General features: G+C 47.1%; 16 protein-coding genes and 2 riboswitches. Of the genes, 3 read left to right on the top strand and 13 right to left on the bottom strand.

What is annotated here, in order from left to right:
• Positions 1–31: 31 nt before the first annotated feature.
• From IFU39_RS14275 to gcvH, 5 genes are all read right to left on the bottom strand, one after another.
• The gene (locus IFU39_RS14275) at positions 32–1,177 is read right to left on the bottom strand and encodes a mannitol-1-phosphate 5-dehydrogenase (RefSeq protein WP_105601789.1); all 1,146 of its coding nucleotides are present in this window, start codon (positions 1,175–1,177) and stop codon (positions 32–34) included.
• Positions 1,174–1,608: a PTS sugar transporter subunit IIA gene (locus IFU39_RS14270; protein ID WP_017686856.1), complete on the bottom strand. Its 435-nt coding sequence runs from the start codon at positions 1,606–1,608 to the stop codon at positions 1,174–1,176. The genes IFU39_RS14275 and IFU39_RS14270 overlap by 4 nt, the downstream gene beginning before the upstream one ends.
• Positions 1,605–3,707 carry a BglG family transcription antiterminator gene (locus tag IFU39_RS14265; RefSeq protein ID WP_105601790.1) on the bottom strand — a complete coding sequence of 701 codons (2,103 nt, stop codon included), beginning with the start codon at positions 3,705–3,707 and terminating at the stop codon, positions 1,605–1,607. Before IFU39_RS14265 ends, IFU39_RS14270 begins: the two co-directional genes overlap by 4 nt.
• 38 nt (positions 3,708–3,745) lie before the next feature.
• Positions 3,746–5,200 (bottom strand): PTS mannitol transporter subunit IICB, encoded by a 1,455-nt coding sequence (locus IFU39_RS14260; protein ID WP_091020396.1) that lies wholly within the window; start codon positions 5,198–5,200, stop codon positions 3,746–3,748.
• A 419-nt stretch (positions 5,201–5,619) separates the two neighbouring features.
• Positions 5,620–6,012: a glycine cleavage system protein GcvH gene (gene gcvH / locus IFU39_RS14255; protein WP_047844042.1), complete on the bottom strand. Its 393-nt coding sequence runs from the start codon at positions 6,010–6,012 to the stop codon at positions 5,620–5,622.
• A 344-nt stretch (positions 6,013–6,356) separates the two neighbouring features.
• Positions 6,357–6,479: riboswitch (glycine riboswitch) on the top strand.
• 3 nt (positions 6,480–6,482) lie between these two features.
• A riboswitch (glycine riboswitch) is annotated at positions 6,483–6,583 on the top strand.
• A gap of 216 nt (positions 6,584–6,799) precedes the next feature.
• On the opposite strand from gcvH, the gene gcvT reads away from it, so the two are divergent.
• The 3 genes from gcvT (at position 6,800) to gcvPB (ending at position 10,862) form a co-directional block, all read left to right on the top strand.
• On the top strand, positions 6,800–7,936 hold the full coding sequence (gcvT, locus tag IFU39_RS14250; protein ID WP_105601792.1) for a glycine cleavage system aminomethyltransferase GcvT: 1,137 nt from the start codon (positions 6,800–6,802) through the stop codon (positions 7,934–7,936).
• Complete coding sequence (gcvPA, locus tag IFU39_RS14245) at positions 7,933–9,288, top strand: aminomethyl-transferring glycine dehydrogenase subunit GcvPA (protein ID WP_105601793.1); 1,356 nt, start codon at positions 7,933–7,935, stop codon at positions 9,286–9,288. The genes gcvT and gcvPA overlap by 4 nt, the downstream gene beginning before the upstream one ends.
• Positions 9,289–9,422: 134 nt before the next feature.
• On the top strand, positions 9,423–10,862 hold the full coding sequence (gene gcvPB / locus IFU39_RS14240) for an aminomethyl-transferring glycine dehydrogenase subunit GcvPB (RefSeq protein WP_105601851.1): 1,440 nt from the start codon (positions 9,423–9,425) through the stop codon (positions 10,860–10,862).
• Between the two features lie 237 nt (positions 10,863–11,099).
• Here gcvPB and ptsP read toward each other — a convergent pair whose 3' ends face one another.
• The 8 genes from ptsP to IFU39_RS14200 all read right to left on the bottom strand — a co-directional run bounded on the left by ptsP (position 11,100) and on the right by IFU39_RS14200 (position 20,794).
• The gene (gene ptsP, locus IFU39_RS14235) at positions 11,100–12,812 is read right to left on the bottom strand and encodes a phosphoenolpyruvate--protein phosphotransferase (RefSeq protein WP_047844045.1); all 1,713 of its coding nucleotides are present in this window, start codon (positions 12,810–12,812) and stop codon (positions 11,100–11,102) included.
• Positions 12,805–13,080 (bottom strand): HPr family phosphocarrier protein, encoded by a 276-nt coding sequence (locus IFU39_RS14230; protein ID WP_036617010.1) that lies wholly within the window; start codon positions 13,078–13,080, stop codon positions 12,805–12,807. Before IFU39_RS14230 ends, ptsP begins: the two co-directional genes overlap by 8 nt.
• A gap of 77 nt (positions 13,081–13,157) precedes the next feature.
• Complete coding sequence (ptsG, locus tag IFU39_RS14225) at positions 13,158–15,209, bottom strand: glucose-specific PTS transporter subunit IIBC (RefSeq protein ID WP_105601795.1); 2,052 nt, start codon at positions 15,207–15,209, stop codon at positions 13,158–13,160.
• A 286-nt stretch (positions 15,210–15,495) separates the two neighbouring features.
• A complete protein-coding gene (gene glcT / locus IFU39_RS14220) occupies positions 15,496–16,350 on the bottom strand; it encodes a glucose PTS transporter transcription antiterminator GlcT (protein WP_105601796.1) in 855 nt (284 codons plus the stop codon).
• A 165-nt stretch (positions 16,351–16,515) separates the two neighbouring features.
• Positions 16,516–18,072 (bottom strand): flotillin family protein, encoded by a 1,557-nt coding sequence (locus tag IFU39_RS14215; RefSeq protein WP_105601798.1) that lies wholly within the window; start codon positions 18,070–18,072, stop codon positions 16,516–16,518.
• A 62-nt stretch (positions 18,073–18,134) separates the two neighbouring features.
• The gene (locus IFU39_RS14210; RefSeq protein ID WP_017686844.1) at positions 18,135–18,671 is read right to left on the bottom strand and encodes a hypothetical protein; all 537 of its coding nucleotides are present in this window, start codon (positions 18,669–18,671) and stop codon (positions 18,135–18,137) included.
• A gap of 278 nt (positions 18,672–18,949) precedes the next feature.
• Positions 18,950–20,113: an iron-containing alcohol dehydrogenase gene (locus tag IFU39_RS14205; RefSeq protein WP_105601799.1), complete on the bottom strand. Its 1,164-nt coding sequence runs from the start codon at positions 20,111–20,113 to the stop codon at positions 18,950–18,952.
• Between the two features lie 93 nt (positions 20,114–20,206).
• The gene (locus IFU39_RS14200; protein ID WP_223199761.1) at positions 20,207–20,794 is read right to left on the bottom strand and encodes an MSMEG_1061 family FMN-dependent PPOX-type flavoprotein; all 588 of its coding nucleotides are present in this window, start codon (positions 20,792–20,794) and stop codon (positions 20,207–20,209) included.
• Positions 20,795–20,940 lie beyond the last annotated feature (146 nt).

Genomic DNA, 20,940 nt, shown 5'->3' with positions numbered 1-20,940 from the left:
CATCTATACTGTTAGCTGGCTACTACTGCTCTTACATTTGGTTATACTGAGCAACAACCTGCTCAAGCACCGGATGATGCTCATCCATGGATGTATAATGGTGGAGCGCAGCTGTAATTCCCTTCTGGCGAATCATGTCCTGAAGCTCAACTGCTTCCGGATCATCGGAGACATCGAACTTGCAGGCTGCTGCCATACCCATAGCCAGATAAGTCGTATCAGTTCCATCCGCATATGCCTGAAGGGCCGGGCGAACCAGACGATCATTCGGAGACAACTTACGCAGCGGGGAACGACCAACACGAGTAACCTCATCGGTAAGATACGGGTTGACAAACCGTCCCAATATTTTGACAATATACTGCTCATGCTCGTCAGGATTAAATCCAAAGCGCTTCACCAGAACTTTTCCAGTTTCCTGCAAAGCACCGTAGACAATCGATTTCACCTTCTCGTCGGCAATAGCCTTCTGAATCGTGTCAAACCCGTGCACATTACCGATATATGCTGCAACGCAGTGTCCTGTATTAACCGTGAACAGCTTCCGTTCAATATACGGCTCCAGATCATCGACATATACAATGCCCTCAACCGGTTTGAATGCAGGAGCCATCTGGGAACGATCCACCACCCACTCGTAAAAAGGCTCCACCTGTACATGCAACGGGTCTTCATGATGCTGAATAGGCACAATCCGGTCTACGGCCGAGTCTGGAAAATAGACATACTGATCTGCAAGGGAACGTACTTCTTTATTGAGCAGAGCATACACATGCTCTTTCAATTGTGTACTGGCTCCAATGGCGTTCTCGCAAGCGATAATGTGAAGCGGGTTTTGAGCAGGACCGGAATTCAGTCTTTTCTCAAGTCCCTTTGCAATCCCTGGTGCAATATGTTTCAGCACACCCACACCCACTGCGGTTGTAATCAGATCAGTTTCCACAACGGTTTGGGCAACCGTCTCCAGTTGGGTTCCATCGATTGCATTTACGCCTGTGACGGTCTCCTGATCCTTGCTCTCGTTAGCCAGTTCCACCGTATATTGCCCCCGTTGCTGAAGAGCGGTTACCAAGGTCTGATTCACGTCGGAGAAAACCACCTCATACCCTGCGCGGGACAGAATCAAGCCGATAAATCCGCGTCCAATGTTACCTGCGCCAAAGTGTAGGGCCTTCATAGCTCCATTTCACTTTCCAGAATAGCGATTACTTCTTCGGCTGTTTTCGCCAGACGCAGGGCCTCCATATTCTCATCCTCAGCACAGATCACCGCGATGCTAGTCAAGATTTCCATATGCTCCCCGCCTTGAGCCGCGATACCTATGACCATATAAGCCTTTTCTTCGCCAAAATCAACACCCTGTGGATACTGAATGACAGAGATACCTGTGGATAAAATGAAAGCTTTGGATTCCTTCGTACCGTGCGGGATCGCAAGTCCGTTCCCTACATAGGTCGATACAATCTCTTCTCGTTCAATCATCTTCTCAATGTAATCAGCGGTAATATGTCCCGCATCCTTCAGAATCTGCCCTGCCATACGAATCGCTTCGTATTTGTCCTGAGCCGTCGCATTCATGATGACTTTATCTGTTGTTAACATACTCATAATGGTTGACCTCCAATTTCGGTTTTACTGCGATAAAATCCAACAAGTTCCTGAGACAGGTAATGAATGAGTTCATCCCTGATTCCCTTTTCCAGCAATGTAATCATTTCTTCCTGTAATAACAGTGCGCTGATCTCACTGAGAACCTCCAGGCTTTCCTTGGATAATTCTCTGGGACCGAGCATCAAAAGAACATGGGTAACTCCTGCCGGATCATCCGGCGTACGAAGAAGTGGTTCAGTGAGCTGAAACAAGCTAATGGACGGCCTGTAAATTCCCTCACTTCGTGTATGAAACAGAGCAAGTCTTGTACCGGGAATTTTCTGGCTCCCCACTGCTTCACGTGCCTCCAGCCGTTTTGTGATCTCCTCTGGCTCCTTCAGCACACCAGTTCCATGGAGTACGTTGCACATCGCATACACCGTTTTATAGAACCCGATATCCTGATTATCCAGCGGGTACACCTGAAACTTGCCAATAATTCGGACGATTTCAACTAAAATAGCTTCCATTCCATCAGGGTCCGAGTAACGACTTGTTGTCTGAACCTCTGCTTCACGGGGCTTATTATGCTGTCGTTGTAATGTTGTTGTTCGGATAAAATGACGCAGACGTTCGCTCTCTTCTGCCGTAAGCAGTGGACTCACTTTGTAATACTGATGCTCATCCATCGGCAGATCGACCGTCGATAACACCAGATCATATTGATCTGTAGGTATCCGGGCAGCTTCATACCAGGACACGCTATCCATGATTCGAATCTCGGGAATCTCCTTGGACAATCGGCTGGATAGCATGCGTGATGATCCAATTCCGCTTGTACACACGATGATCGCCCTGATCTCCCGTTTCAATGTACGCAACCTCTCGATGGAAGCCCCAAAGTGCATGACCAGGAAACCAATTTCCTCATCCGGAACGTCTGTGCCTGGCCAAGCTTGCCCCACAGATTTTTTGACATCTTCAAAAAGTGAATCATAATCCTTCCGGATCTGCTGCAGTAGCGGATTACGAATCATCTGGTGCCCTTCAATACGCTCCATGACAGGTTGCATATGAGCAAGCAGACCTTCACGAAGCAAACGATCCTCATGAAAGGCGTAATGCGTTCTCCCCTGCATCTGATCAATCAGTGAATGCACCCTGTCCAGTAAAATTAAGTCGTCTATTGGCAACAGCCGCGAAGAGTGAATCCGCTGCTCTGTCTCAACTAATAGTCTGTGAAAATAAGCTTGCTCCTCTTGGGAGAATGTCAGCCCCAGTTGAGTGGATAACACACTACACAAGCGTGAAGCCATATAAGGCGGAACCTTCATCTCATCCTGCGCTGCAACTGCATCTCCCGTGTTCTCTCGTAGAGACATACCACCAATACCAAAACCTTTACGAATACGGACAACCGCTACGGATAATTGAATCAGCAGCTTCATGTATTGACGTTCCGGGATGTTCTCCAGCCATTCAATATCTGGTTGCCATAACGCATTTTCGATCGTAAGCACATCACCGTGTCCAATCATATCCAGCAATTTTTGGTTTACGATGGAGCCACCTTGTTCAGGTTGTCTTCCGAACAGGTCGGATTCATCCAGAAATTCCAGAGCAAGTGCAGCTATGGCTGTGCGATGAATCGTCTCACTCCCGTTAATCTTGACGCCATATCCACGTCTGCGAACCAGTTTTAGTCCCGCCTGACGAATTCGTGACTCCAGATCGTCCAAATCCGTGGTTACGGTGGATACGGTCACTTTCAGATCCGAAGCCAGAGCGAGTAACTTTACAGGCTCCGCTTCATCAAGCAGGATGCAAAGCATGAAGAGCTTACGCTCTTCCGGCGTAAACTCTACATATTCTTTACCCTCTAGTTGCTGGCGCAATACAGCCAGATCATCGGAACTGGCATCAATTCGGATTCCGGTTCCCGATTTTTTTTCCAGCCTCATGCCCAAAGGTTCAAGCCATTGTTCAATCATTTGCAGCTCCCGGTGAACCGTTCGGGTACTGACCTTTACTTCAACGGCGATTTCGCCGGCTGTTACTTCATGTGGATGCTCCAGCAGAAACTCCACGATTTCACGTTGTCTTTTGGTAATACTCATATCTCAGCCTCCGGCTCAGGGAAAACAAATGCGTACAATTACTTTAGACGTTCAACGAGCGCATCGTATTCCGGGCTTTTTAGGAAGTTGTCGATGGATATATGTTCTGCGTTCGGCGCAACGGAGCGGGCACGATCGGTTAATATTTGTTGTGTGATGACCACATCTGCATCTGGCGGGATATCACTGATGGCCGTATTGGTCACCGTAACGTCAATCCCCTCTGCCTTCATCTTCTTGCGAAGAATGGAAGCGCCCATGGCACTCGAGCCCATACCTGCATCACAGGAGAAAACAATCTTCTTCACATCTGTTTTCACTGGAGAAGAAGCCATATCTGCGGCTCTGTCTGCTTCACGTCGATTAGCCGTAATGCCAGCGTTTGGCACGGTTCCTTGACTCTTCATGTCTTTCATCCGACTGGATGCGGACTCCAAATCTTCGTCCTTTTGTTTACCCGTTTTCAGCAACACCGCTGCAACCAGGAAAGATACGACGGCTGCTACAAGCACCCCTGCGAGCATCGGCAGGTATCCACCTTTTGGTGTTAAGAGGAAATACGCGATAATACTACCCGGTGATGGTGCCGAAACAAGTCCCGCTCCGGTGAGCATGAATGTTAATGTACCTGCGACGCCACCCGCGATTGCGGCAAGAATCAAAATGGGTCTCATCAGAATGTAAGGGAAGTAGATCTCATGAATTCCCCCGAAGAAATGAATGATAACGGCACCTGGTGCAGAAGATTTGGCCATTCCGCGTCCGAAGAAACAGTAAGCAAGCAAGATACCAAGTCCCGGACCCGGGTTCGATTCAAGCATGTATAATACGGATTGCCCTAATTCTCTCGCTTGATCTGTTGCAATCGGTGTCAGAATTCCGTGGTTGATCGCATTGTTCAGGAACAATACTTTACCTGGTTCAATGATTAGGTTGACCAGTGGTAACAAGCCCAGATTCATTAAGCCTTGTACCCCGGCAGACAATACTTTGCTAATTGCTTCTACAGCAGGCCCGATGCCCAGTAGCGCAAAAATCCCCAAGATCCCGCCAATAATACCGGCTGAAAAGTTGTTAACCAGCATTTCAAATCCGGCTCTAATTTTACCTTCAATGGATTTATCGAACTTTTTGATGATCCATGCTGCCAGTGGTCCGGCAATCATGGCACCGAGGAACATCGGGATATCACTACCCACGATGACCCCAATGGTCATAATGGCACCCACGACACCACCACGCTGACCATGCACCATCGTACCCCCGGTGTAACCGATTAACAGTGGCAGCAAATATTTGATCATCGGATCAACTAGCTGCGCAAGCGTCTCGTTAGGGAACCAGCCTGTTGGAATGAACAGAGCCGTAATTAATCCCCAGGCGATGAACGCTCCCATATTCGGCATGACCATACCACTCAGGAATCGGCCAAAACGCTGAACACCAACCCGTAGCCCACCTTTGGAATTGGACGATTGGTCCAAATTACTCATTGTATTATCCTCCTTGGATCAAGTGATTATGATTTATGAAAGGGGTATCATTTCTCCCCTGCTGTAATCCTAAGCGAGAATGCTCTCCTGTTCAATGAAATGAAAGCGTACTTTCGTCATGAACAATGATGACAACATTAGGTTATGTAATCGTTTTAATCGATGCATAATGGCCGAATCCATTGGTACGCAAGGCTTTTCTTGCCTATGACTTTTATCATTTCCAGAATCATTTTCTAACCTATAGCTTGGTCCAATCAGGTGATTTACATCCACAATCTGCTTCAATCCACATTCAAAACTATTCCTGGAAAGCACAAAAAACCTGTGCAAGCATCCGGCTCACACAGGTCGAAACAATATGAAGCTCATTTCATTTGGTTATAAAATATATGTTAATAAGTACAAGTTCGTTGCTCCTATTCTTCCGTATGTTTACGATACGCGTCTGCATTCATCAATGTAGACAATGCTGCTGTCAGATCTCCCTCAACACGAATCTCAATCATCCAGCCTTCCTCGTAAGGAGAGCTGTTCACAAGTTCAGGTGAGTCCTGCAACGAATCATTGACTGCAATAATAGAACCTGTGACGGGAGAGAACAAGTCCGAAACTGTTTTGACCGATTCTATTGTTCCAATACTGTCCTCTGCTTTTACATTGGTTTCAAGGTCAGGCAATTCCACAAACACAATGTCACCCAGCTGATGCTGCGCGAACTCGGTAATGCCAATACGTACAGTATCCTCCCCTACGGTTTGCACCCATTCGTGCTCTTCACTGTACAGGAAATCACTTTTCAATTCGCTCATCGATATCCGCCTCGCTTTTCATTAAATGAGTGCATGCGTTCTTTGACCTTAACCCTTTTCCCAGAACATAGCGTATGATATTTATGAATCAAATGTCAAGATACCTCACAATTTATTTGCTGAACACCTCTAAATCCTGTAACCGGATTACACTCTTTCTTCATATACTGGTGAATATTAGAATAGTAAGCGCAGTCTTTTTAAATACACGAACAATAACACTTAAAATATATTAAATATTCGGTTTTTATTCATTATCAATGATATCGTTCTTGACATCGGTAGTGGATTCACGTTTTAATGAGAGGAGTAAATGTGTTTATTGGACTATGTTATACTCGCGGATGAATGTAAAGGGAGAGATTACCCGTGACACCCGATTCGGGATGTACATGAGGTAACGCCGAAGGAGTAAACCACCGATAAGCGGGGGTGAATCTCTCAGGCAAAAGGACTTTTACGGGACGCAACTCTGGAGAGCATCTATTCGCCCTGTGCGGGCGTTATGATCACCCAAGGGGAAACCTGCTGCACAACGCAGCGGGGTAACTCTCAGGTACAAGGGACAGAGCCTTAGAATACAGCGTGCTACTTGGCATGCCGATTCTTTGGCCTGTCCTTTTCCTTTTTCCCAAAAAACGAAAAACAGGATGTAGAACGGCGCTGCCCTAGCTGCTTACCATACTTATGTGATGAAAATATCTAGCTGAAAAATTTAAAAATACCCTGCTTCATTGATCCACGATTATATTTCCGGCCGGTTGACGGTCCATGACGAGGTGATTTGATGTCCGATTTGCTTAGAACACCACTCTTCCCACTATATCAGCAATACGAAGGCGTACGGTGCATTGATTTTGGAGGCTGGGAGCTTCCGGTGCAATTTAGCGGAATTCAGAAAGAACATGAAGCGGTGCGTGAGCGTGCTGGACTATTCGATGTATCCCATATGGGCGAATTCACAGTACAGGGTGAGCAGGCTGAAGTTTTTTTGCAACAAATGACGACCAATGATGTGACCACGCTGGTTCCCGGTCAAGCCCAGTACACCCTGATGTGTTATCCAGATGGCGGTGTGGTGGACGATCTGCTCGTGTATAAGCTGGAAGATCAGCATTATATGCTCGTGGTTAACGCCTCCAATATCAACAAGGATTGGGCGTGGCTGCAAGAGCACTTGATCCCTGGCGTAAACATGACCAACGATTCGGAGCAGACGGCGCTGCTCGCCTTGCAAGGTCCACTGGCTGTAGACATTATCGGAAAAGTTACAGATACAGATGTCTCCACGATTGAACCGTTTCGTTTTGTGCAGGATGCCGAAGTCTGTGGAGTAAAATTGCTGTTGTCCCGTACCGGTTATACCGGTGAAGATGGCTTTGAACTATATATTCCAGCAGATCAGGCCGCTACCGTCTGGAACGGATTAATGCAAGCCGGTGAAGGTCACGGACTGGTGCCAACCGGACTTGGTGCCCGGGATACATTGCGCTTTGAAGCCAAGCTGCCTCTGTATGGACAGGAATTATCTGCAACGATCTCTCCGCTAGAAGCTGGCGTTGGTATGTTTGTGAAACTAAATGCCGGACCTTTTATCGGACACGAAGCCTTGTTACAGCAAAAAAATGACGGGCCTGCCCGCAAACTGGTCGGCATCGAAGTGCTGGAGCGCGGTATTCCTCGCCCCCACTATCCGATTTACGCCGAAGGCGTACAGATCGGTGAAGTGACAACAGGCACGCAATCACCTACATTGAAGCGTAATCTGGGGCTTGCCCTCATCGACAGCAAATACGCTGCGCTGGGAACTCCGCTTGAGATTGAGATCCGAGGGAAGAAACTAAAAGCCGAGGTCGTGAAGACCCCTTTTCATAAACGGACACGTACGTCTAAGACACCTACTCAAGGAGCTGATCAAGCATGAGCAAGCACCGTTACATTCCCATGACTGAACAAGATCAGAGCGCCATGCTCGCAACCATCGGTGTGGATACGCTGGAGAAACTGTTCCAGGACATTCCTCAGGAGATTCGTTATCAGGGCGAGCTGCCCGTATCATCCAAACTCGATGAGTATGCGCTGACACGGCACATGTCCAAACAAGCTGGTGCCAACGCCAATTTCGAAACACACGCCAGCTTCCTCGGCGCAGGCATATACGATCATCATGTTCCTTCCGTCATCAATCATGTCATTTCCCGTTCCGAGTTCTACACTGCTTACACACCTTATCAGCCTGAGATCAGCCAAGGTGAACTACAGGCCATTTTCGAATTTCAATCCTACATCTGTGAATTAACCGGTATGGCTGTAGCCAATGCCAGTATGTATGACGGTGCAACCGCCTTTGCTGAAGCAGGTAATCTGACCGCAGCGGCAACTCGTCGCAAACAACTCATCGTATCCCGTACCGTTCATCCGGAAGCCCGCCAGGTATTGCAGGCATATGCGCACGGACTCCGTCTGGAGATTGTCGAGATTGGTTATAAGGATGGCGTCACGGACTGGGATGCCTTGCAAGCCGCCATATCGGACGATACCGCTGCTGTCATGATCCAGAGTCCGAACTTCTTTGGTGCCGTGGAAAATGTGAAGCAGGCTGCCGACCTCGTGCATGCGCACAAGGGCCTACTCGTTGTAAGTGCTAACCCGCTATCGCTGGGTCTGCTGGAAGCCCCAGGCAAGCTGGGTGCCGACATCGTTGTTGGTGATGCGCAGCCCCTCGGCATCGCCGCTTCACTCGGCGGCCCAACATGCGGATATTTCGCCGTATCCCAGCCTCATATGCGCCGAATTCCTGGCCGAATTGTAGGCCAGACCAAGGATCGCAACGGAAAACGTGGATTTGTACTCACACTGCAAGCACGTGAACAGCATATCCGCCGCGAAAAGGCGACATCCAACATCTGTTCCAACCAGGCTTTGCTTGCACTCAGCGCATCTGTGTATATGTCCATCATGGGGAAACAAGGCATGATCGATGTCGCGGATCTGAATCTGCAAAAGAGTCATTACACCCTGAATACATTAACTGCGATTCCTGGAGTTAGCCTTACTTTTAATGCACCCACATTTAATGAGTTTGTTATTAAACTTCCTGAAGGAACCGATGTGGATGCTCTTCAACTGAAACTGCTGGATGCAGGCTTCATTGGTGGTTACGAACTCGGACGTGATTATCCGGAGCTTGCCGGACATATGCTGATTGCTGTTACCGAACGACGCAGTAAGGAAGAGATTGACGAATTCGCACGAGCATTGGAGGGATCGCTGTGACTCAGGAAACGACGACAACGACAACACCGGCACAAGGACAATCGGAAACAGGCACCTCTTTCTCTACTTCGTCTAAACCTGAGACGGATACAACATTCAGTGCACAGACCCTATCTCCTGCTCCGGAACAATCATTGATTTTTGAACTCAGTAGCCCTGGACGTGTCGCTTATTCCTTGCCAGAATGTGACGTTCCTCGTCAGGCTGCCGATACGTTGATTCCCCGGGAAATGCTCCGTTCGGAAGCAGCGGCACTACCGGAAGTGTTCGAGGTAGATGTTATCAGGCACTATACTGCGTTGTCCCGCCGTAACTTCGGCGTAGATAACGGATTCTATCCACTGGGCTCCTGTACGATGAAATACAATCCAAAGATTAATGAGGACGTGGCCCGTTACAATGGATTCGCCAAAATCCATCCGTACCAGCATGAATCCAGCATTCAAGGTGCACTTGAACTGTTGTATACGTTGCAAAACGACCTTGCAGGTCTGACAGGTATGGACGCTGTGACCCTGCAACCAGCAGCTGGTGCTCATGGAGAATGGACTGGACTCATGATGATTCGTGCCTACCACGAAGGTCGTGGCGAACAACGTACCAAAGTCATCGTGCCCGATTCTTCGCATGGTACCAACCCAGCAAGTGCTACCGTTGCAGGATTTGAAACTGTGACGATTCCATCCCGCGCAGATGGACTGGTCGATCTGGACGCGCTCCGTGCAGCCGTCGGTTCGGATACGGCAGCATTGATGCTCACAAACCCAAATACACTTGGTTTGTTCGAGAAAGACATTCAGGAGATTGCATCCATCGTACACCAGGCTGGTGGCTTGTTGTATTACGATGGCGCGAACTCCAATGCCATTATGGGCATTACCCGTCCGGGTGATATGGGCTTTGACGTGGTGCATCTGAACTTGCACAAAACGATGAGTACACCTCATGGCGGTGGTGGACCTGGCGCCGGACCAGTCGGTGTGAAGAGTCGCCTGATCCCGTTCCTGCCTAAACCGATGGTGATCAAAAATGATGACGGTATGTATGCATTCGATCGTGAAGGCGATCAATCCATTGGCCGGGTGAAAGCCTACTACGGTAACTTCGGTATATTGGTACGTGCCTATGCCTACATTCGCACCTATGGACCGGAAGGATTGCGCCGTGTGTCTGAATGTGCGGTACTGAATGCCAACTATATGATGGCCCGCCTCGCACCATACTACGAGATTCCGTATCCGGGTGTATGCAAACATGAATTTGTCATGTCTGGTCGGGGTTTGAAGCAATATGGTGTGCGCACACTTGACGTTGCCAAACGATTGCTTGATTTTGGATATCATCCACCTACGGTGTACTTCCCGCTCAACGTTGAGGAATGCATCATGATCGAGCCGACGGAAACCGAAAGCAAAGAAACACTGGATGGGTTCATTGATACGATGATTCGGATTGCCAAAGAAGCGGAAGAGACACCAGAGTTGGTACTCAACGCACCTTACGGAACACCAGTCACTCGTCTTGATGAGACCACTGCCGCCCGCAAACCTGTACTCAACTGCGCATGCAGTTAAACACTAAGTGAATTTCTAATCCATGCTCTTGCTGATGTTAACTTACCCCAGCAAGAGCATTTTTTTGCCTAGACATTACAGGGTCTTTCTCCTCGTACTCCCCTCCTATACATTCGCGCAACAAAAAAAGCCGATATCCACAATGAATCGCGGATACCGGCAAAATTACTGCACGACTGCAGCTTTTTATCGGAAAAAGAAACCCTTAAAATCGGGTGGAAACCCCGTAAAATTACATTACGCTTGAATGCTTTGAACCAATTCAACGACTTGTTCAGCCGTTTGCATATCCAGAGCTTTAGCAGCCAGTTCCTGCATATCCGCACGGGACAGCTTGGTGATCTGACTACGAGCTGGCAGGATGGAGGTTGCGCTCATGCTGAACTCATCCAATCCAAGACCAAGCAGCAATGGAATTGCTGTTTCGTCTCCTGCCATCTCACCACACATGCCAACCCATTTGCCTTCACGATGCGCAGCATCGATAACCATTTTAACCAAACGCAAAATGGCTGGGTTGTAAGGCTGGTACAGATAAGCCACTCGTTCGTTCATACGGTCAGCAGCCATTGTGTATTGAATCAGATCGTTCGTTCCGATACTGAAGAAATCCACTTCTTTGGCAAACTGATCTGCCAGAACTGCAGTCGAAGGAATTTCGACCATGATTCCGAGTTGAATGCTGTCAGAAACAGCAATACCTTCAGCAACCAGCTTCTCTTTCTCTTCGAGCAAGACAGCTTTTGCTTCACGGAATTCACCAAGCGTTGCGATCATTGGGAACATGACACGCAGGTTTCCATGTACGCTTGCACGCAGCAATGCACGCAATTGTGTACGGAAGATATCCAGACGGTCCAGACACAGACGAACTGCGCGGAAGCCGAGGAATGGATTCATTTCTTTTGGCAGATCCAGGTATGGAAGCTCTTTGTCTCCACCGATGTCGAGTGTACGAACAACGACAGGTTTGCCTTCCATTTTTTCCAGTACCGCTTTGTAAGCATTATACTGAATGTCTTCGGATGGAAGCTTGTCTCTGCCCATGTAAAGGAACTCGGTACGGTACAGGCCTACAGCCTCGCCGCCGTTCTCCAGAACACCCGTTACATCATTGGGTGTACCGATGTTGGCTGCAAGTTCAACATGAACGTTATCCACCGTTACCGTTGGCTCATCACGAAGTTTTCTCCACTCTGCACGTTGTGCATCATACTGTTCCTGTTTGGCACGGTATTCAGCAATAACTTCATCAGTAGGGTTAACCAGTACGTGACCATCCAGACCGTCAACAATGATCATATCGCCTTGTTTCGCTTGAGCCAAAATGTCCTTGGTTCCAACGACAGCAGGAATTTCAAGAGAGCGAGCCATGATCGCTGAGTGAGAAGTACGTCCACCAATGTTAGTTGCGAAACCTTTAACAAATTGGCGGTTCAATTGAGCCGTGTCGGAAGGTGTTAGATCCTCCGCAAGCACGATCACTTCTTCATTGATCTCAGCTGGACTCATGAAGTCGATACCAAGCAAGTGATTTAGCACACGTTTGGTAACGTCACGCATATCTGCAGCACGTTCCTGCAGGTAAGCACTCTTCATGTTCTCAAACATGGAGATAAATTGCGATGCCGTTTCGTTCAAAGCAAATTCTGCATTGATCATGTCATCTGCAATTCTAGCTTTAACCGGATCAATCAATTCCGGGTCATTCAGAATGAGCAAATGCGAAGCAAAAATCTCAGCTTTTTTCTCGCCAAGCTCTTGTAAAGTGCGCTCTTTGATCGCCTCAAGCTCAGCCTGGGATTTACCCAGAGCTGAGTCGAGTTTCGCGATCTCTGCGTCAACGTCGTTGATTTGGCGTTTTTCTACAGAGTAATCAGGATGCTCCAAGATAAACGCCTTGGCGATAGCAATACCCGCCGAAGCCGCGATCCCGGAGACATTAAGCATTAATTTCGCCCAACCCTTCGTTAACCATAACGTCAGTCAAAGCTTGAAGAGCTTCAGCTTCGCCTTCGCCTTCAACGATGATGCTGATAGTGTCGCCTTGTTCCAATCCGAGGGAAAGAACACCCAGAATAGATTTCAACGTTACTTTTTTACCGTTAGCTTCTGCAAAGGATTCTGCACCTTTGAATTTGTTTGCTGTATTTACCAGGGCTGTCGCCGGACGTGCGTGGATACCATCTTCGTCTGTAATTCTGAATGTTTGTTGCATTACAATCATCTCACTTTCAGTAGTTTGGTTTAGGCATTGCATATATTTACACTTGCTTGCCATCGTCGTAACACTTCTTATTTTATCTCAATGATTGGCTGTTCGCCAACTTTCAGCACTCCACTCTTCTTCAGAGTTACCGTGGAGCCCTCTGGCAGGTTGGTGAAAATAACTGGTGAAATGATCGAAGGTGCGTTTGCTTTGACATACTCCAGATCCACTTCCATAATCGGCTGACCTGCCGATACCAGATCACCTTCCTGTACCAGTACGTTAAAGCCTTGACCTTTCAACTTCACCGTATTAACACCTATATGAACAAGCACTTCCTTGCCACCATCGGACATGATGCCCACGGCATGTTTGCTTGGAAATACATTAAACACTTTACCATACACAGGAGAAGTTATCGTACCATCATGTGGCAAAATTGCGAATCCATCACCTGTCATTTTCTCAGCAAAGACCGGATCAGGTACGTTTGTAATGTCCAGTAATTCACCATTAACTGGCATGACAATATCCTCAGCAACGATGCGCTCGCCTTGCTCACCTTGTGCCTTCTCCTCTTCAGGAGTTGGTTTGGCAGCTGCTGGCGTTGGTGCTGGTGTTCGTCCTGCAATAATATCCTGCATTTGAGATTTGATCGTGTCGGAACGTGTTCCGAAGATGGCTTGAACATTATTACCCACTTCAAGTACACCAGATGCACCCAATTGTTTCAAACGATCTTTTTTCACATTGGATTTCTCATTAACTTCAATCCGCAAACGAGTAATACAAGCGTCCAGATGTTTGATATTCTCTTTGCCACCAAAAGCTTCAAGAATGTTATGGGGCAGATCATCTGTTGAACCAGAGCCTCCGCCAGATTCGGTTTCAGGCGTTGCATCCTCTCGTCCAGGTGTTTTGAGATTGAATTTGCGAATGATAAACCGGAAACCGAAGTAATAGATCACCGCAAGAATCAATCCGACAATAATAACGTCCCACCAAGGTGTACGGTTCGGAATAATCCCGAAGATCAGGAAGTCAATGAACCCACCGGAGAAGGTCATACCGATCTTTACACCCAGAATCTGCATGGTCATGAAAGACAAACCTGCAAAGATACAGTGTACTGCAAACAAGATTGGTGCTACGAACAGGAACGAGAACTCAAGCGGCTCTGTAATCCCTGTCAGGAACGAGGTCAGCGCAGCTGAACCCATGATCCCTGCAACATACTTTTTGTGCTCCGGTCTTGCTTCATGGTACATCGCAAGTGCCGCTGCTGGCAAACCAAACATCATGAACGGGAATTTACCAACTTGGAATGTTCCTGCTGTTAGAGCAACGCCATCACGTAACTGGCTGAAGAAAATCTTCTGATCCCCACGAATAACATCTCCGGCTTTATTCACATACTCACCAAACTCAAACCAGAATGGGGAGTAGAAAATGTGATGCAAACCGAACGGAATCAATGACCGTTCCACAACTCCAAAGATGAACGCCGACAAGGTCGGACTTGTATCTACCATGAAGTGAGATACAGCATTCAGTCCATTTTGAATCGGAGGCCAGATAATCACAAGAAGCAATCCGATTACAAGGGATACTACCGATGTGATAATCGGTACAAATCGTTTACCTGCAAAGAAACCCAGGTAGGACGGCAGTTCGATTTTGAAAAATCGATTGTAACACAGCGCGGCGGCAATACCTATGATTATACCTCCGAACACGCCTGTACTTAATGTTGGGATACCCAAGATGCTGGCATAACCCGGTACTTCACCGATCATTGCCGGAGTAACACCTACCGCAGATCCTAATGTAACATTCATGACCAGGTAACCGATGATCGCTGCAAGACCTGCAACGCCTTCGCCACCAGCCAATCCGACAGCTACACCTACAGCGAACAGCAATGCCAGATTATCGAATACGATCTGACCTGCGTTCATCATAATTGTTGCGATCGAGTTCACCCAAGGGGTGTCGAGCGCCGTTACATATTGCAAGAAATCTGGATTAACCAACATGTTACCAATTCCGAGCAGCAAACCTGCCGCAGGTAGAATGGCTACAGGCAGCATGAGAGCTTTACCTACTCTTTGCAATACACCAAAAAGCTTTTTGAACATCGCGTCGTTTCTCCCTTTCGTCTAATTTATATGTTGTGATGCAAGCAAGGGAACACAAAAAAGGCATGAATTAATAAAGTAAACTGTGCCAACCTTGGGGTATAGCATACCCTGTACAAGGAAAGAACAATCACACTTTAATTAACTCATGCCTGATCGAGTCAGTAACACGTCGCTTATGTTTATTCAGTTGCTTGATTACGGAAACCATTGTAGCACCAGTTCTAATCTATTGCAAGCCTTTACACCAAAAAAATAAATTCCGCATTCCATCGCTGGAATGATCTCACTTATTCTCTTCTTCCTTCCGCTGATTCAGCCTTTGCAGATGAATGGTCAGATAACCTACCTCCGCAGGATAAACCGGCAGTTTCAGTCTTTTCTCCATTACTTTGGTCAGTTTCCATGCAAGCGAGTACATTTCGGGATACTCCAACTTAAGCAGGGAATCCAACTTATGGAGTTCTTCCACTTTGTCTCCACGGCGAACACGCTCAAGGGCGAAACGAAGATGAGTCAGCAAACGAGAGTAATCAAGCGATTCCGCTTCAAACGAATAATCGAGTTGATCAGACACCAGGTTCACCAAATCAGTGATCAATTGTGAATGCTCACGTACCTGGGATATATTTTGATTGGTCATTGCGCTATAGATATGGAGGGCAACAAAACCAATCTCGTCCATCCCCAGATCTACACCCATTTTCTCTTTGATCAGACGAACAGCGTATTCTCCCATTCGATATTCTTCAGGATAAATTTCGCGGGTTTCATATAAAAATGGATTTTGTATGATAATGCCCTGCTCCTTGCGTTTTAACGCGAAAGAAATGTGATCGGTTAATGCAATATGGATATGTTCATTCAGAGGAACGTCCGTACGCTCTGCAATATACGTAATAACTTCGTTAATGATCTCGATCAGTGCTTCATCCACCTGTGGAAGAAGCTGTTTGTACTGCTCTTGCTCCTGCTGGTTTTTCAAAATAAACATTTTCTCCACAGCCATCAATGGAATGTGATCACTCGGTTTTCGGTTAAAGCCAATGCCTTTACCAATAACAACGACTTCCCCGTGTTCTGGATGCTGTGCAATGATTACATTATTATTTAGCGCTTTATCTACATGCAGGCTGCTCATTGTTTGCACCTCTTTTTCACACCATCTTAGGTGTGATTAAGTCACACCCTGTTACGAACGAAAAGACACCCGGAGCGGGCAAACCGCGCCGGACGTCTCGCTTAAAAAGTAACAAAAATTCGTCTTAAGGTCAATAGAGTAACCATGCAAGATTCGAAGTGCTTCTTACTCGTCAACTCCAGCTCTTTCCACAATCTTGTCGATTATAGAAGGAGTTGTTACAGGCTCGCTCTGTTGAATGGCAACCGGTGCAGGTGTTTTGGACTTGGTAAGGCCCTTGATCAGCTGCTCAACGTCAATGCCGGATACGCTCTTAAGCATCTCTGGAGCCGTCGCCATAAGTTCCGTAACATAGTTACTCACCCGCGTGGCACCTTCACCTTTACCTGTATCTACCACAGTCAGTTTATCAATGGATGCAATCGGCTCGGCAATTTTGCCAGCCAGCTCAGGCAGCATTTTTACAATGATATCGAGTACAGCCGCTTCACCAAACTTCTGGAACGCCTCAGCCAGTTTTTCCTTCGCTTCTGCTTCTGCAAGTCCCTTCAAACGAATAACTTCAGAGTCCGCTGTACCTTTGGCAAGTTCAGCATCCGCCATAGCCTGACCTTCAAGTCGCTTCTGTTCAGCTGTTGCTTTGGCATGTGTTTCAATGGAGTACTGTACTGCATCGGCTTCACGCATTCTTTTAGCTTTGTCTGCTTCGGCCGCCTGCTCTACTGCATAACGATCTGCTTCGGCCTTTTTCTTCACTTCGGCGTCATATTGCTTCTCACGTACGATGATTTCCTTGGCCTGGAGGTCAATTTCCCGTTCCTTACGAACGAGTTCAACTTTCATTTCCTCTTCGACTACGGTTTGTCTAGCACGTGCCTCATGAATATGGTACGCCTGATCGGCTTCCGCTTTGGCTGTATCTTGATCCCGCTTAAACGTGGCTACTTTCAGTTCCTTCTCTTTGGCTGCCTCGGCGATATTGGTATCCCGCAGCAACTCTGCTTTCTGGCCCTGTTCTTCCGCATTGGCCTTCTGAATACGCGCATCACGCATGGCTTCCGCTTCGGCAATCTCGGCATCACGCTTCACTGCAGCAATTCTCGGTTTACCGAGAGCATCCAGGTAGCCCTGTTTGTCACGAACATCCTTGATAGTAAATGAGACAATTTGCAGACCCATTTTCTTCAGATCTCTAGCTGCTACGCCTTGGACCTCTTGAGCAAACCGATCCCGGTTCCGATATACTTCTTCCACCGTCATCGTACCGAGAATGGCCCGCAAATGCCCCTCCAGTACCTCCTGTGCTTCGCTTCTCAGCGCTTCTACAGGTTTACCGATGAATTGCTCAGCTGCCGTAGCAACGTCCTCTACAGCGCCTCCAACCTTGATAATAGCGACACCATCAGCGATAACCGGAACACCTTGCTCCGTGTACACTTCAGGTGTGGAGACATCCAGCTTGTGGGACAACAAGGAGATAAATTCTGATTGCTGGAATACCGGCAGGATAAATGCACCGCCACCACGAACAATCTTAATTTTTCGGCCAGAATCATCATCAGAGATATTTTTGCTACCCAAGAATGATCCCGTAACGATCATCGCTTCATCCGGTCCAACCGTTTTGTATCTCGCCCAGAAAGCCAAACCCAGAATCAGTATTACAGCAACCACAACTATAGGAATCAACAATACATCCCAATTCAAATTCAAATTTTCCATTCCACATCTCTCCCCTTATTCATTCATGATGAGTGCTTAAACTAATTAGGTGGTAAGAATACTTATAAATCTTTAAGTACGTTTTCATCCCATTCCGACACACGCAGTACGCCATCTACAACATCCACTACAACAACACGGGCTCCCGCCGCAATGGGGAGGTGTTCAAAACTGGATGCTGTTTGAATCGTACTACCGGAGGCAAAGCGGATCATCACTTCACCAAAACCTTTTTCCGGCACCGGAATGGTAATTTCCCCAATTTTCCCAGATAATTCTTTCATTGAAAATGCAATCGAGACATCGCTGTTACGCATCGGTTTGATATATGCGAAGAATACCAGCATGGCTGCAGCAATACCTATAAGCAGGGATAATATTAGACCCGACATCGCACTTAATGAACTATAACGTGTCAGCATAATGCCTGCCCCACCGAAGGTTGTAATGGAACCAGCTAACACAACGGGTTTGAAAAAATCAAGACCTGGCATCTCAAAAGCCCCGTCCAGCAAGCCGTCAATCAAGTCACCCAGCACCAGGCTGACAACCGCAAATATGGCCCCTCCGATCAGACACCCCCAATATATCGTCTCCATCCCCTGTTCCTCCTCTCTCTGCCGCAAATTCATCCTAACTGGGCATTCCACATGTAAATAAATACGTAACTAACATCAAAATGTTTCAAAATCTTTCCTCAAATGTATTCTGGAGCCGATAATGGGTATTATCATGGCATTCTTTACTTCATGCTTCATGTTCCTCCATCATTCACGTGTACAGTCCGAATACATGAAAAAACCGCAAGCCCCCATATAGGAGACTTGCGGCTATTGGACCACAGGATGTGTCCGTTCACTTGTCAGTGATTATAGAATTACAGAGAAGCCTTGTAGATGGATACAACATCTTCCCGTTGCAGTTTCTTGAAGTTACCGAATGGACCAAACAGCATAGCTTTATCAGCCATTACGTCGATCTGGCTATCATCGATATCGTAATCAGCCAAACGGTTAGGGGCACCAATGGATGTCCAGAATTGGCTGAGCGCATCGATACCTTCTTCGGCAATCTGTCTGTCCGACTTGCCTTCAGGATTCACTTCGAATACATTAATTGCCAGTCGTTTGAATCGGTCCACATTGACATCCAGATTATGTTTCATCCAGTGTGGGAACAAGATTGCCAGTCCGCCACCATGTGGAATATCATATACTGCGGATACCGCGTGTTCAATATTATGTGTTGCCCAGTCTCCTGCAAGACCCATATTCAGCACACCATTCAATGCCATTGTTCCGCAATACAGAATCGTTTCGCGCAGTTCATAGTTCTCCAGATCTTCAACCAGACGCGGTGCTGCTTCCATGACAGTACGCAGAATTGTCTCACAGAAGCCAAGTTGAACCGGTGTATTGGCATCCAGATGGAAGTAATGCTCTAATACGTGGGACATCATATCCACCATACCGTATACCGTTTGGTCCAGTGGAACAGTGTATGTATTCACCGGATCCAGGATGGAGAATGCAGGGAATGAATATGCGCTACCCCAGCCCAATTTTTCTTGTGTATCCTGATTTGTAATAACCGAACCGGAGTTCATCTCCGAACCCGTTGCTGCCATCGTTAATACGGTACCAAGCGGAAGAGCGTCTTGTGCAACGGCTTTGCGCTGAGCAAAATCCCACATGTCGCCATCATATTTAGCACCTACAGCAATCGCTTTGGAGCAGTCCAGTACACTACCGCCACCTACAGCGAGAATCAGGTCAATGTTATTCGTTTTGCAAAGGTCTACCCCTTTATGCACCGTAGAAAGACGTGGGTTAGGTTCAACGCCTGCAAGTTCAGTCACTTCTGCTCCAGCTTCCTTAAGCAATCCGATCACTTGATCGTACAGCCCACTGCGTTTGATACTACCGCCACCATATACAAGCAGAACCCGTTTACCGTATTTCGGTACTTCTGTCTTTAATGTTTCCAGTTGTCCTTTACCGAATATCAGACGGGTTGGATTATAGAATTGGAAAGATCTCATATCTATTGTCGCCTCCAAGGGAGTTTAGAATTTTTAGTGCAACTCCAATTATAGTACCCCGTTTATAGAAAAACAAATCGATAGTCACTCACTTTATAACAATCCGTTAATCTCCAAATGTGCTCTAAACATCTCGCTCGTTGAAGGCAAATCCTCAGCGTCTACCCATGTTTCATGGTCCCATAACCCAGCCTGTTTGAATGCCCGCGGACAATGGATAAAACACTCTTCCACATCCACAATGACAGCTGCACCTATGGTTTTACCACTCCAACCCATGCTGGCGATAAATTCTTCATCCTTGGTGATGGATGCTGTACCATTGATACGCAGCACTTCATTCATTCCCGGAATCAAAAAGAGCATACCGATGCCAGGGTTAGACAACATGTTCAACAACGAGTCTATCCGCCGATTACCTGGGCGCTCAGGATATACGAGTCGATATGTATCATACACTTTTACGAATCCCGCTCCATCGCCCCGTGGTGACACATCACTTTTTCCATCATGATCAGACGTGGAGAGGAAAAATAATGGTGACATGGATATAAAGTTCTGAACATGTGAATCCACAAATGAGATTGCCTTGTTACGCACATGTTCATGCGGTTCACCCACCATGCCTTGCAGTTCCTCAGCATCTGTAATCAACGGAATATCCAATGCCTGCTTTTCCAAGTTATTAACCCCATTTCCTCAATTCATTGTGGTACTCTAGGACTTCACTCCATTATAACTGGCTGGGAAGTTCATTCCAATGCACACAAATGTAAAGAACAACAAGAACACCCGCTCATGAATGGGCGGGTGTTTTGGTTTGTTGA

Source organism: Paenibacillus sp. CFBP 13594 (assembly GCF_014842675.1).
Lineage (GTDB): Bacteria > Bacillota > Bacilli > Paenibacillales > Paenibacillaceae > Paenibacillus > Paenibacillus amylolyticus_B.
Note: the sequence above shows the minus strand (reverse complement) of the source record. Positions and strands in the feature narration are given on the sequence as shown.